13 protein-coding genes and 2 pseudogenes are annotated in these 13,204 nt (G+C 58.8%); 11 read left to right on the top strand and 4 right to left on the bottom strand.

Going from position 1 to position 13,204, the window contains the following annotated elements; genetic code table 11:
- The first annotated feature begins 47 nt into the window (after positions 1-47).
- Positions 48-1,385: a DHA2 family efflux MFS transporter permease subunit gene (locus tag ACFQAU_RS21550; protein WP_165935632.1), complete on the top strand. Its 1,338-nt coding sequence runs from the start codon at positions 48-50 to the stop codon at positions 1,383-1,385.
- A 33-nt stretch (positions 1,386-1,418) separates the two neighbouring features.
- Here ACFQAU_RS21550 and ACFQAU_RS21545 read toward each other — a convergent pair.
- Positions 1,419-1,616 (bottom strand): annotated as a pseudogene (locus ACFQAU_RS21545) (IS1595 family transposase); the annotation flags it as partial.
- A 114-nt stretch (positions 1,617-1,730) separates the two neighbouring features.
- On the opposite strand from ACFQAU_RS21545, the gene ACFQAU_RS21540 reads away from it, so the two are divergent.
- The 4 genes and pseudogenes from ACFQAU_RS21540 to ACFQAU_RS21525 all read left to right on the top strand — a co-directional run.
- On the top strand, positions 1,731-2,135 hold the full coding sequence (locus ACFQAU_RS21540; RefSeq protein ID WP_386285274.1) for a dihydrodipicolinate synthase family protein: 405 nt from the start codon (positions 1,731-1,733) through the stop codon (positions 2,133-2,135).
- Positions 2,136-2,242: 107 nt separating this feature from the next.
- On the top strand, positions 2,243-3,772 hold the full coding sequence (gene istA, locus ACFQAU_RS21535) for an IS21 family transposase (RefSeq protein WP_132447147.1): 1,530 nt from the start codon (positions 2,243-2,245) through the stop codon (positions 3,770-3,772).
- Complete coding sequence (gene istB / locus ACFQAU_RS21530) at positions 3,762-4,553, top strand: IS21-like element helper ATPase IstB (RefSeq protein ID WP_132447145.1); 792 nt, start codon at positions 3,762-3,764, stop codon at positions 4,551-4,553. The genes istA and istB overlap by 11 nt, the downstream gene beginning before the upstream one ends.
- Positions 4,554-4,625: 72 nt before the next feature.
- Positions 4,626-4,766, top strand: a pseudogene (locus ACFQAU_RS21525) (YnfA family protein); the annotation flags it as partial.
- 619 nt (positions 4,767-5,385) lie between these two features.
- Here the strand turns inward: ACFQAU_RS21525 and ACFQAU_RS21520 are convergent.
- Entirely contained in the window at positions 5,386-5,649 is a 264-nt protein-coding gene (locus ACFQAU_RS21520; protein ID WP_132447129.1) for a hypothetical protein, read from the bottom strand.
- Between ACFQAU_RS21520 and ACFQAU_RS21515 the strand changes: the two genes are divergently transcribed.
- Positions 5,648-6,070 carry a hypothetical protein gene (locus ACFQAU_RS21515; RefSeq protein ID WP_132447127.1) on the top strand — a complete coding sequence of 141 codons (423 nt, stop codon included), beginning with the start codon at positions 5,648-5,650 and terminating at the stop codon, positions 6,068-6,070. The two genes, ACFQAU_RS21520 and ACFQAU_RS21515, sit on opposite strands and share 2 nt — an antisense overlap.
- Before the next feature lie 251 nt (positions 6,071-6,321).
- Here ACFQAU_RS21515 and ACFQAU_RS21510 read toward each other — a convergent pair whose 3' ends face one another.
- On the bottom strand, positions 6,322-7,083 hold the full coding sequence (locus ACFQAU_RS21510) for a hypothetical protein (RefSeq protein ID WP_132447125.1): 762 nt from the start codon (positions 7,081-7,083) through the stop codon (positions 6,322-6,324).
- A 953-nt stretch (positions 7,084-8,036) separates the two neighbouring features.
- Here ACFQAU_RS21510 and ACFQAU_RS21505 point away from each other — a divergent pair.
- From ACFQAU_RS21505 to ACFQAU_RS21490, 4 genes are all read left to right on the top strand, one after another.
- Entirely contained in the window at positions 8,037-8,267 is a 231-nt protein-coding gene (locus ACFQAU_RS21505) for a hypothetical protein (protein ID WP_386285267.1), read from the top strand.
- Positions 8,268-9,154: 887 nt separating this feature from the next.
- Positions 9,155-10,480, top strand: coding sequence for a hypothetical protein (locus tag ACFQAU_RS21500; protein WP_132447118.1), 1,326 nt, complete (start codon positions 9,155-9,157; stop codon positions 10,478-10,480).
- Positions 10,477-11,145, top strand: a complete 669-nt coding sequence (locus ACFQAU_RS21495; protein WP_132447116.1) for a hypothetical protein — start codon at positions 10,477-10,479, stop codon at positions 11,143-11,145. The genes ACFQAU_RS21500 and ACFQAU_RS21495 overlap by 4 nt, the downstream gene beginning before the upstream one ends.
- A gap of 116 nt (positions 11,146-11,261) precedes the next feature.
- On the top strand, positions 11,262-11,780 hold the full coding sequence (locus ACFQAU_RS21490; RefSeq protein WP_386285262.1) for a hypothetical protein: 519 nt from the start codon (positions 11,262-11,264) through the stop codon (positions 11,778-11,780).
- Between the two features lie 228 nt (positions 11,781-12,008).
- On the opposite strand, the gene ACFQAU_RS21485 is transcribed toward ACFQAU_RS21490, so the two are convergent.
- Positions 12,009-12,197, bottom strand: coding sequence for a hypothetical protein (locus tag ACFQAU_RS21485; protein ID WP_132447112.1), 189 nt, complete (start codon positions 12,195-12,197; stop codon positions 12,009-12,011).
- A gap of 691 nt (positions 12,198-12,888) precedes the next feature.
- Between ACFQAU_RS21485 and ACFQAU_RS21480 the strand changes: the two genes are divergently transcribed.
- Positions 12,889-13,086, top strand: coding sequence for a hypothetical protein (locus ACFQAU_RS21480; protein ID WP_132447107.1), 198 nt, complete (start codon positions 12,889-12,891; stop codon positions 13,084-13,086).
- Positions 13,087-13,204: the final 118 nt, after the last annotated feature.

The following is a 13,204-nucleotide window of genomic DNA, read 5'->3' as shown; positions in this document are numbered from 1 at the left end:
TTCACACCAGATCATGAAAGGAGATGCCGCGACCGCAGGAGCGAAAGATGACAGACCTCAGCATGACCACTAAGCGCAGCTTGCCGCCCGCCGTCGCCGTAGCAGCGCTCGGCGCGAGTTCCTTCATGATCACGCTCGATGCGACCGCCCTGCATGTCGCACTGCCGACGATAGAAGAGGATCTCGGGGCGAGCCTGACGGCCCTCCAGTGGATCGCCAACGCCTACACACTGGTCTTCGCCGGCCTCCTGCTTTCCTCTGGAGCCCTTTCGGACCGGCTGGGCGCGAGGACGGTGTTTCTCTGGGCCCTGCTGTTTTTCGTCGGAGCCTCCGCGCTCTGCGGCCTTGCCCCGAGCACCGAGATCCTGATCGCAGCACGCGCCATCCAAGGTATCGGGGCGGCGGCGATCCTGCCGAGCTCGATGGCGCTTCTGGTCGATGCGTTTCCAGACCCGAAGGAGCGCGCCCGCGCTCTCGGCTGCTGGAGCGCAATCTCAGCCGTCGCCTTGGTGGCTGGACCGCTGCTCGGCGGGTTCCTGGCCGGCACGCTTGGCTGGCGTGCCATCTTTCTGCTGAAGCTGCCGGTGGGGATGCTGGCCCTCGCGGCCGCAGCGCGGTCGGTCGGGCGGCCGGAGCGCCAGACGCGCGCGCTCGATCCGGTCGGTCAGGCCTTTGGCATCGTCGCGCTGGCGACGCTGGTTTTCGCGGCGACGGAAGGCCGCGAGTTCGGATGGACCTCCGACATCGTGATCGGAGCCCTGGCCATCGGCGTCATCGCGGCTTTCGGGTTCGTTGTCGCCGAGCGAAGCCATGGCGACCCGATGCTGCCGCCTGCGCTCTTCCGTTCGCGCGCCTTCACCGGCGCGATCCTCGGCGCCTTCCTCTACAACTTCCCCTACTACGGTGCGCTCTTCGCCCTCTCCATAGCTTTGCAGACGGACGGTGCGGTGCCGCTCGAGGTCGGCCTCAAGTTCGCGCCGATGACGGCAACCACAGCCATCGTTGCCTTCGCGCTCGGTCGGATCGTTGCCCGGTTCGGCGCAGAACGGCCGGCTGTGGTCACGCTGACCACCGGCGCCCTTGGCACCGTGATCCTCATGTTCGGTGGACTGGAGGCGTTACCGTTCTTCGCGGGATCTCTGCTCATCGGCATCGGCGGAGCCACCTTGCCGGCGATCGTATCGGCGGCGGTCGAGAACGTTCCCTCGGGACGCACCGGTGTCGGTTCAGCCGTGCTGAACACGTCCCGCCAAGCCGGCGGCGCTTTCGGCGTGGCCATCCTCGGCTCTCTCATCGGCGCGGCTTCGCTCACGGCGGCACTCCTCATGATCGCGGCGAGCTTCGTGCTCGGAGCCGCTTCTCTCTGGTGGTGTCGGAGGCAATAGGAATCTCGACGCGGTGGTGTCGCCGAGGCGTTCCTACGGCCAACGAAGACCCCAAGATGGCGTGCGGCGCATCTCGCGGCCGACGGCAGCACAGAGCAATCCTCGCATCTGTTCTACCACCGAAATCGGCTTCCATACGGTTGTGGTCTCGGTCGATGGAAGGCCAGGTGCAGACTTCCGCTTCCGCATCTTGGTCTCTGGGTCACGGTGGTTCCATCGCCAGATGATCTTTTTCTCGTGGATAATAGGGAAATAATTTGGTTGGATAGCCGGAATAATGCGGGGTAATCGACCACAGCTGGCCGTGCTACATGTCGGATGTCACGCGTTTGAAGGAGACTCTTCATGACCTTGTTTACCGGCCTGTCGGCCTTCCCCCTCACGCCTACCGACGACGAGGGGCAGCTAAATTTCGAGCTTCTGCACCGCTTTCTCGAGCGGATCGTGGCTGCGGGAGCGGATTCCATTGGACTGCTCGGCAGCACCGGGGGATACGCCTACCTGACACCGGAGGCGCGCAAGCGGGTCCTCCGGGCCGCCGTGGATTGCGTAGCTGGACGGACACCGCTCATTGTCGGTGTTGGCGCTCTCACTACCGATGTCGCCGAAGAACTCGCGCGAGATGCCCGGAAAGCCGGCGCAGACGGCCTGCTTCTCGCACCCATGTCCTACCAATCGTTGACCGACGAAGAGGTTTTCCGCCATTTCGAGGCCGTCGCCACGGTTGGTGAACTACCCCTGTGTTGTTGATTGTCACTGAGAACTGACCCGGTAGCCCCATAAATTGTCACTGAGAATTGACCCATGTGAACACACTTCCCCGACGGTTTTGGTTGGGGGGATTTGGAGTGATCGACATGGGATTTTTGAGTGTCATTCGACGCTGGGCATTGCGTGACAAAATGCCAATCAGGGAGATTGCCCGGCGGACGGGTTTGTCTCGGAACACGGTAAAGAAGTATCTGCGTGAAGGTGCGGTGGAACCGCAGTTCAAGACGCCCAAGCGTCCAAGCAAGCTGGATCCCTATGCGGATCGGCTGTCAGCCTGGCTTTTAATCCAGACGCGGAAGTCACGCAAAGAGCGGCGGACAGTGAAGCAAATGCATGCTGATCTGGTGAAGCTGGGATATGATGGCTCCTATGAACGCGTAGCAGCTTTCGCCCGGGCATGGCGTGAAGATCGGCATCGAGCGGAACAGACGACGGGGCGCGGCACCTACGTGCCTTTGGTGTTCGCGCCCGGCGAAGCCTTCCAATTCGACTGGAGCGAGGACTGGGCCAACATTGGCGGTGAGCGCGTCAAACTTCAGGTCGCGCATATCAAACTGTCACACAGCCGGGCTTTCTTGGTGCGGGCCTACCCGCTGCAAACGCATGAGATGCTGTTTGACGCCCACTGGCATGCATTCCGCGTGTTCGGCGGTGTGCCTGGTCGCGGGATCTATGACAATATGAAGACCGCCGTTGATCGTGTGGGCAAAGGCAAGCAGCGGGATGTCAATGCACGCTTCAAAGCCATGGCCAGCCACTACGTGTTTGAGCCCGAGTTCTGTAATCCGGCAGCCGGTTGGGAGAAAGGCCAGGTTGAGAAGAACGTGCAGGATGCGCGCAACCGCATGTGGCAGGTCATGCCGGTCTTTGCCGATCTGGACGAGTTGAACCAATGGTTTGAAGAGCGCTGTATGGCCCTTTGGACAGAGACACTGCACAAGGCTTTGCCGGGGTCCATCGCAGACGTGTGGGAGGCCGAGAAGCCCACGCTGATGGCACTGCCGCCGGCATTCGATGGCTTTATCGAACACAGTAAGCGTGTGTCACCCACATGCCTGATCACGTTCGAACGCAATCGCTACAGCGTTCCCGCCAGCTTTGCGAACCGACGTGTTAGTTTGCATGTCTATCCCGAACGGCTGGTCGTGGTCGCTGAAGGGCAAACGGTTTGCGAGCATGCGCGGATCATCGAGCGGTCTCACCGCAAGCCGGGCCAGGTCATCTATGACTGGCACCACTATCTCGCTGTTATACAACGTAAACCCGGGGCCCTTCGCAATGGCGCGCCGTTTACAGAGATGCCGGATGCCTTCCGCCAGCTACAGGATCACATGCTGCGCAAGGAGGGTGGAGACCGAGAGATGGTTGATGTCCTGTCATTGGTTCTTCAGCACAATGAGGAAGACATTCTGTGCGCAGTGGAGCTGGCGCTGGAAGCGGGTGTGCCAACTAAAACGCATATCCTGAACTTGCTGCACCGATTGATTGATCGCAGACCGACAGATCACCCCGAGGTCGATGCGCCGGACGCACTGGCATTGCAGACAACGCCAGAGGCCAACGTCGGTCGCTATGACGGGTTGCGACAGACTGAGGAGAAGCGCCATGCGTCATGACCCAGCAGGAGCCTCTATCGTCATCATGCTGCGCAGTCTTAAGCTCTATGGCATGGCAAATGCGATTGAAGACTTGGTCGCCCAGGGCGCGCCAGCGTTCGAAGCTGCCACACCAATGCTGTCACAGCTGCTCAAGGCCGAGATCGCCGAACGCGAGGTACGGTCCATCGCCTACCACACGAAGGTCGCCCGCTTCCCCGCATACAAGGATCTGACGGGCTTCGACTTTGCATCGAGTGAGATCAACGAAGCGACAGTGCGGCAGCTACACCGATGCGAGTTTATCGAAGCGGCCGAGAATGTCGTTTTGATCGGCGGTCCCGGAACGGGCAAGAGCCACACAGCCACAGCAATCGGCGTCCAAGCCATCGAACATCACCGGCGTAAGGTGCGCTTCTTCTCGACCGTCGAATTGGTCAACGCGCTGGAGCAGGAGAAGGCGCTTGGAAAGGCAGGGAAACTGGCTGAGATGCTGACGAAGGTCGACTTGGTCATCTTGGACGAACTCGGCTACCTGCCGTTCAGTTCATCTGGCGGGGCGCTGCTCTTCCATCTACTCAGCAAGCTCTACGAGCGCACCAGCGTCATCATCACCACAAACCTCAGCTTCTCAGAATGGGCGCAGGTCTTCGGGGATGCAAAGATGACAACCGCGCTCCTCGATAGGCTGACCCACCGCTGCCACATTCTCGAAACCGGAAACGACAGCTACCGCTTCAAGGCCAGCGCTGAGGCTGCAAAGAGAACACGAAAGGAGGCCAAAGCATTGACCGCGTCATAAACCACGACGCATAACTGAGGGTGGGTCAAATCTCGGTGAAAATACCGGGTCAGTTCTCAGTGACAATCAACAATGCTATCCCTTGCCGCTTTTGCCTGGCTACTTGCGCTCAGCCCGGCTGAACAGGCGGGACGCGAATATGCAGTCTACGGTGGCATCTACATCGTATCGTCCCTGCTGTGGCTATGGGGTGTGGAAGGCCATCGCCCTGATCTGTCAATGAGCGTTCAAAACTGCCCCAAACAGTCCAAGTTTTTGTCCGCACCCCCTCGCCCTTCCACCTTTTCTGGCGCGGATAATCCGCAGCGAAGCGCTGTTGCCCCCTCTGGGGGGGGCAGGGGCGCTCTCCAGCAAGACGTTCTGGCTCCGGCGCGCCGTCGATCAACATGACGCCGTTCTGGGTGAGGTTCTCTTTCCCCGGGTAAACATACAAGCTGCCAAACGTCTGCCGCGCAAGCTGATCAAGCGCGCTCCCAGGCCCGGGCGGGACTTGATTGCGATTGCGCACCTCGGGTGTCGCGCAGCCGCAATCAAGGTCTCGACCGGGCGGTGGAAGACGCGATGACGAACACGAGTAATACCGATGACCAAACCAACTAACGCTCCAGTCTGGACCCGCACCCTAAGGGCGGGAGATATTGTAGCTTTTAAGTTTCCCCACGAACGAAAGGGAGCTGAAGCCCCCAAGAGCCGTCCCGCCCTGGTGCTCGCCCTGCAGGATTTTGCTGGCACGCTATTCGCTGAGTTGGCCTATGGAACCACTCAGCCCATACGGTCGCGTGCCGACTATGGTGTGACAGTGGTAAGCCGTGAGGAACTCGACACAGCTTCGTTACATCAGCCCACGACCTTTAATACCGCACGGCGTGTCACAGTCCCGGTGACACATCCAGGCTTCGACGTTCACCCTCAATCCGCAACCCCGGTCCTGGGTCGTCTGACCAAAGCTAAGGAAGTGCGCTTGCGCGAGATGTACAGCAAACTCCGTGCCGAGCGAGATTCGCAGCGTTCTCGGCTTTTCGGCCGCCGCAGACCGCGCATCATAACCGTCGAACGCCGCGTCCGCGGCAAACGCACCGTTCAGGAGCTGCGCCATGTCTGAACCGAACCTTGACTACGATCCGCTCGTATCCGCGATCTATCAAGTGCAGATGCAGCTGGGTCCCGCCCTGGATGCGATAGAGACTGTTGCTCAATCACTTAGCGGCGCCGACGCGCGCAGGGCCAACGAGGTCGCTTCGAAGCTCGCGAGCGAACAAGTCTTTTCACGGCGAGACATGTCGGCGTTGGCTCCCGTCCTGCAAGCAGCCAGCTCCAAGATCGAAGAGGGGCGTATTCGCAAGGTTGAATACCGCGAGTTCGGAGAGCCAGAGGTCTACTGGAGCCATACGGACGAGGCGCTTGAACTGATGCGGAGCGTCCAGAAGCTCGCAAAACTACGGGACGCTATCGAGACGGTATACGCTATACGTCGCGCCGACCAACTGGCTACTAAGTTTCGTAGCCAAGATGGGTGAACTGTTTCCCGGGGGCTCGCTCCCCCGGGAAACCACGTTGGTCAAAAATCTGCTAGGTTCTTCTGACTTAGCGAGCCCGTTTCCGGTGCCCGCTTGCTCCAAAGACGCAAGCGATCGGAAAAGGCCTCTGCCGAGACTGCCAAAACCTTATTCCCGTTCACGCTCCCGTCAAAGACAATCCCCAAGTCAGTCTGCGACCGAAACCTCGGTAGAGCAGGGTGGCTGTGGTATTGAATACCGATGGTCTTTGTTCACCTCGTTGTCCGGCGGGCACCGATCCGAATGATCTTGGTATTCGGAGGAAACCTTTCGAACGCATCAGGTTTCCATTCGGAAGCCGACGTTTGAAAGCGGATCCGCGCCTGATGATAGGCGGGCATGCGCGGAGGCTGCTCGTAGCCGAGGATGAATTTGTAGCCAGTGTGTCCCGCCCATTTCTCCAGCGCGGGTTCAAGTAGACGGCGGGTTTTGCGTAAGTCGAGAGGCGCAGGAGAGGCCTGCTCGCTTTCGGTTTCGAAGTTGGGATTGTCTTGAAACATAATAAATTCAGGTAGCTTCTTCTTCTTATGGAGCGTGATTTGGGTCAGAAGCGGCAGGTCCAATGTGCTACTGATCCGGTCTGCGTCAGTGATCGACAACAATGCATAAATTTGCATGTCGGCCATCATACCGTGCAAACGAAGCCCGAATACCCATGTCAGGGTGCTCTTTTTGGTGTCGAGCGCGATATGCTCGAATAGTTCAGGCACCTGTTCGAGTTCTTCGACGGCGCGCTGAAAAAAGCGCGCATTGTCTGCTTTTGGAGCGCAGCCGAGGGACCGGAACTTAGCCAGAGGGCGATGAAAGCCGCGGCAAGCAGTCTCCATCCACGTGCCCCCGGTTGCCCACCCCTCGCGTTCCTGGTCCTGTTCATAGACCATCGCCAAGAACAGCTTCTGGGCGCGCGGACCCAGTTTAAAATGTTTGGTCCATTCTACCGCGCTCTGCGATAGTCGGAATTTGCCGTTGCTCATCGTTATCCATCCTTTCCTTTGTGTAGCAAGGAGGTGGTATCGATCGACGGATGCAAAAAAATCCGACCCTGCCAAGTTGGGACCGGTCCCGGTCACTTCTACTCCAAGCCCTGCTAAACTTTTGCATAAGCCTGCAAAACTTGGGCCTTTTGTTCGATAAGGCCTTGATAGAACTTACCTATTTACCTTTGAAGTTTAAGGAACTTGAGGAAATCAAGGAAATGGCTTCGCCTTATTTTATGGGTGACGGTTCCCGCCTGAGGCATATCTTGCGATTTGTCGGGCCCCGCGGGACAAAAATTTACCAAGGCTTTTTTCCTTGGCAGACACGACCCAACCTATTTTTGTGAGGGATGGTTCTGTCTCTGAGGCCACTGCCTGTGCAGTCTTGCCGGACCTTGCACAAAAACAGCTTCAAAAGGATTGCAAACGGGCCTGATACCAACTTCGTGACGCTCCAAGAGGCAGTCGCAGGCCGGATGCAGGGGAGAGTTGGTGCCTTTTTTCCGAAGAGAGAAGAATGCCGGCATAAACCGTAGGCCCGCAAGATATCGCCCTGCACCTCACAGCAACCTGCACGTCCATGCTAAACCTGCGACAAGCCGGCCGACTGAGTAAAGACAAGTCAGCGGGCGCTTCCAAAGGATTAGTTGCGAAAGTCTCGGAATTCTTCGGAGAGATAAAATCGTAAGAAGGGAAGAAAAGTTTTTCCGTCTTTCAGCGACGATCCCATGTCCTGTTTGCCGGGCGATGTCCGCTCGGTCGGGAGATACCACACCCTTACGAGGGGCTCTCCTGCACAGCACTTAAGAGGATAGATCAATGGGAATGGATATGGGCTTTGTCAAGGTTGATTCACAAGAAGAGGTTGCCTCTTTGCGCAACCATTGGGCTCTCGCGGAAAGTATCTTCGAGTTGGCCCCCCAACTTATAAGGAAGGCTATACTGACCTCGTGATCGAAGACTGGGTGATCGAGGAGGTGTCTGAGCAATGGGATGTTCATGATGCGGAGGTGGTACGTGCGGAAGCCGCACTTTCAGAGGCAGAGTTTGAGCGGGTTTGTGACAGCTCCGAAGATGAGCATGACCTTTCGGTGTTGCGGCCAGTTTACCGACGGCTACTCGAGCGGCTGTATGATGCAGCCAGCGGGCCGGACGTTTTGGTTTGCTATTGGTCCGCGTGACGCAGGGCGCCCCTTCGCACCACTGTCTTCCTTGGGCCGTGTCAGCGAACAGCCACATCTCAGTTAGGCGTTCCTCCCTGACTGGTCCTTCCAAGGGCGAGTGCAAGGCGCCCCGGAGGCTCACATTGTCCGAGGTCCGTAAAAAACTTCCATATTTTTCCCGGCCCTAAATTCGATCTCACCTTCTTTTTGGCCACCCCCGGCCCCCTCGCGATGAGGGACCGGGTGCCGGCCGCAATGAAGGAAAGACGAATGAACCACACATTTAGAGATGTCGACGCGTGGACGATTGAGACGGGCGAACCGAAGGATACGGTCCGCAGCCTGCGGCGGATTCCTGCCCGGTTGGGTTTGCTGGATGCAGACATGGGAACATTGTCAGCTGATCCGGTGCGCTTCGAGAAGGAGATCGCGGGGCAAGGCTATGCCCGGGTCAGCTGCGCTCGTGACAAGAAAGCGGCAGGTCGCCGCGAAGATTCCCGAGTCCGGGCCTTGTTAAAGCGCTACCACGCGGCGCAAGTCGGAACGGGATTGCGCGATGAAGCGGTGCGCGCACGCTATAGTGCCTTGATGTCGGTGATTGCAGAGCACGAGGGCCAGCCGGGCAGTGGCGCTCTGTGGAACATCGGCCGCCATCGCAGCCTATGTGGATTACGTGCCCGGGCGAGAAAAGCACCCGAAGATCTGACCCAGACGGAGGTCGACCGCATTGGCCGCGAGATGACATCCAACAAGCGCAAAGGTCTTCGTAAGACAGTTGGTTTTCTCAATTCGCTGGCCGGTCTCACTGATGAGATCCCTCAACTGCCCGAATTCCTTCCATCTGAACCACTTGCTCCCCCGCAGGATCCTCTTGCTCCCCCGCAGGATCCTCTTGGGCGCGGCGCATGGATTGGCAGGCGCTGCCCGCCGCCTTTCGTAGTTCTTTTGAAACAGCCGCGGACGCCTGCCTCGCGGGCAACGACGATCTCGCCGAACAGATGTTGGCACGGATTGAGGCGGGGGAGGATCCTGAAATGGTAATGGCCGAGGCAGATGCTCTCGGGGTCGCGAAGGCATCCTCTGTCGGAAAGCCCACTGCCGCGCGCAAGCAATATCAGAGTGCGGTAGCTTGGCTGGTTCGGTCCTGGGAGAACGAAGGCGGCGATACGGCTGGTTTGACGGATTTGCGCTCCCTTTTCGGACGGGCCACTTTGGAGGCGGCGATCAAGGATCAGATCTCGCGTTCGCGCGCTGCGTCGGACCTGCGCGATCCCCTGTCCTCGGGAACGCTCGCGACTCGGCTTGCGTCGCTGACCACCTTGGCCGGGCGCGGACTGGAGGATGCTAAGGCCCTGGCAATCCTAAAGCTGTTGAAAGCTCAGCATTATGACGTGCCTCGCAAAAAGCTTCTGCAATCAGGGAACGAGGAGGGCCTGCAGATGGAGGTTGACCGGATCGCTGCCAAGCTACGTCAGAGCCCGGTTTTGGCGACACTTTGGTCAAACGCACCGCAGCGGCTCGCCAAGGTCGCACGCGAGCGCATTGAAAGTGCCCGGGACGAGAAGACTATATCCAGGGAGATAACAGCGCTGCGTATCTTTGCCGGGGCGGTGACCTATGCACTGCAAATGTCGCGCCCCATGCGGACAAGATGCTTGCGCCACGCACGTATCGCGTCTGAGGGCGAGGCTCATGCCAACTTGCTGCGCATGGCCCCCGGTGAAGATCACTACACATTCCGCTTCGCCCCGTGGGAGATCAAGAACCGGAGCTGGGTCACAGTCGATGTGGTGGACGGCGACGCAGATCTCCTGCGGGAGTGGCTGGAGAAATGGCGGCCGCGGATGATCGAGCTACAAAAGCTCGACCCCAAAAGTGTCTATCTCTTTCCAGGCAAGACCCTACCAAAGCAAGACAAAGGCGACCCGATCACTCTTCCGCGCGGGTGCTATTCCAGTAGCGCGTTCCTGGAATTGTGGTGGGACGCTTCAGAGGTCCTTGGGGACCACGAGACTCCGCACCGAATGAGGCATGTGGTGGCCTTGCTCATCCTCGCCCTACGGCCGGGGGACTACGCCTTTGTCTCAACTGTGCTCGGTAATCAGGAGGATACGGCGCGGACCCACTATGGCCGGGATGATAGCCAGGCAGCCGCAAGAGAGGCCCGCGCGGCGTTGATCGCGCAGCATCCCGATCTGTTTAAAAACCTCAAAAGGAGACATCGCATATGAACGCTGAAATAGCCTGTGCCAGATTGGCAAGTGTGCCGAAAGAAATCCGTGATCAAATGATGCGGCATCGCAGGGAACTGCCGGCCGGAGCCGTCACGGTGGTGGCGCGGTTTTTTAAGGCGATGACCGAGCGCGGGGAGCATATCTCTGCCCCCTCCCAACAAAGTTTTCTCGGGTCTTGCGGCAGCGAGTCGACGTTAGGACTTCTTCTGCGGGTTCTGGGGCAGCATGCGACGTCGGTTGGTCTCGCTGAGGGACGGGCGCTGCGCCAAGCCTATTACGCGAAGCGTTCATGTAGCGGCACTGAACCTTCGCCGGGTAGGAGAGGGCAGGGGGCGTCGGTAACCGAGGCACGCAATTGGCCTCCGGAATGGGAGGCATTCCTGCCGGGGCTCCGTGGAGCGGCGATCCGGGACAGCTCAATCAACCGCCATGTCGCATCGATCAACCGCTGCGCGGCCTTGGTGCCGGATCTTCCCTGTCCGCCGGGATTGGGTTGGCTCTTCGCTTGGGAGTTGGCCAAATGGCTTCAAACCCAGGATACGCTCGAGGACAGGAAAGCGGTAAGCGCTCGCACGGCAGCCAGCTACATCGGTGCGTTGGTGAGCCTTGGCCTGCACGGTAATTTGGAGGCTGATGCGCTGGACGGTATGCGTTCAGTGTAGGCACATCTGCAGCGTCAAAGCCGCAGGGTGCCCAAGCAGAAGCAGGGCCGCATTGAGACGCTCTACGAGAACGGTGGCTATGCCGAGGTTCTGCGGGGGTAGTCGAGCAACTCGAAGTGGCCGACAGCCTGCCGGACTGGAGTGCTGCTGCTGCAACGGCGCGGGCCACAGCCGCGATCCTTGCGGTCTGCACCAATGAACCGGCACGCAGCGGAGATGTGGCAAGCTGGGTGTTGGGTTCTCACCTCCTGCGGCGACCAGCGGGGCAGTGGCAGCTGCGCTGGCGGCAAGGCAAGACGGGGCACTGGAAGGAGGCCGGCACACTTTGGCCAGAAATCAGTGCTGTCGTCGATGAACATATCCTTGGCGGTCGGTCGCCGCGTCATGTGCAACGCTGCTATGAGAACCTCAAGGGATGCAATTGGCTGTCACTTCAGCCCGCTCCCTATGCAAGCCGCTGGCCGAGCGAAAAGGTGAAACAGGTGATTGGGGTGCCTTTGCCTGACCTCCGTACTTTGGCGGCCGATTACCTGCGTTCGTATGATCCAGTCGCGGCTCCGACCGAATATCGTCGCTGTGCTGCTGGGACACAGGACGCAGGCAGCGGGGGCTGCCTACACCGCACTGTGCACTGAGACCGTGGCACAGCGAAAGTGGCAGGCACTTCGCACAATATATGCAGACGCGGGCAAATCGCTTTGAGATTGCCAAATGCCGCTAGCCGAAGAAGAGTGCGTGATACATTTGCGACGCTCAGAATAAGGTTGCTGCTGCAATGACACCGTGGCCGGTGAAGCTAATAGGCGCGGCGCTGATATATGTGGTGATTTTATAGCGCAGCCATTCCAACCTATCTTAGTTGGTCATCGGCTTTGGTTATGCTCTTCCTCGGCAAGGAGATGGTATGGGGCATTCGCAATAAACCGGCGCAGGCGCTCCGGATCGTGGGGTCGATCTCGGCCGCTCACCCGAGCCAAGTAGGCCATATAGGCGATTGTCACGCCAGCCAAAACGACCGACGCGATCGACACGATGATGTCAAAAGTAGCCATTTCCCCTCCTTTGAGCCGTCGCCCAGGTTCACACTGAACAAGACAGCACATAGCACGGTTCTGTCACAGAGCATAACGAACCACGCGTTTTTTACAGAGGGCCTTTCGCTTGTGACGAAGACTCGATGCTACGTAGCGAGTGCCAACGGGAACGGGCAAAGTGTCTGAAAGTGCTTCGCGACCTGCCGCACCTTGTCATGGGGCAGTCCCATCTCTGACACGAAGGATACCTGAAGATCCGGGGAGACTTCAGAGAAGAAGGAAAAGGCCGGCCCCATGGCAGACTGAGCGGCCTCAATGTCCGAGATTGCGGCGGCAAGCTGACAAGCGGATAGATTCGCACCATATGGTGCGTTCACAGTTCGGAGAATCTTCGATGCGACGTGCACCATCCTTTATCTCCTTACCCAGATCGCATGGTCGGCGTTCTTTCGCGTTATGATCTCTTGGGTCCCGCGGCTCAGCCGAATCGAATGACACGTCAACATACCCTCTCCTGTGCGTTACAGCCAATGTCGCACTCATGTCGCAGTAGGGGGCGGCATCCGTTAATCTCGATTTTGCGAACCCTTGATCCACAATCAAGCGCTTTAACCGACTGAACTAAGACGGCACTCGGGCGGATTTAGCGCCGGCCGGTTTTAGCGTCAATTTTGTGATAAACTCGGTTCAGCAGAGTAGGAGCACCGGGATGACAGACCCAAGACCGGATGAATCAGACCCCGTGTGGGAGGAATGGTTTATAGAGAAGATGGGCCAGCCTGGGCCCGATGAGGAAGCGTTTTTCGAACGACTGCGGCGCCTTGGGCTTGGAGTTGGCCTCGATGAGGACGGGAACCTTGTCTATGATAAAGACCTTCCCGAAGCCAAGAACGGGCTGGGAGATTAGACCCTGTCCACGGCGCCGTAGTTTTAGTGATCTCTGAAAAACCCCCACCCGCAGTGGCGGTGCGGATGCCGACAGCGGCAAGAACTCGTCCATATCTTGCACCGATACGCCGAGCCCA

Origin of the sequence: Sulfitobacter profundi, from assembly GCF_042661425.1 — a bacterium.
GTDB lineage: Bacteria > Pseudomonadota > Alphaproteobacteria > Rhodobacterales > Rhodobacteraceae > Sulfitobacter > Sulfitobacter profundi.
This window is presented reverse-complemented; position numbering and strand designations above follow the sequence as displayed.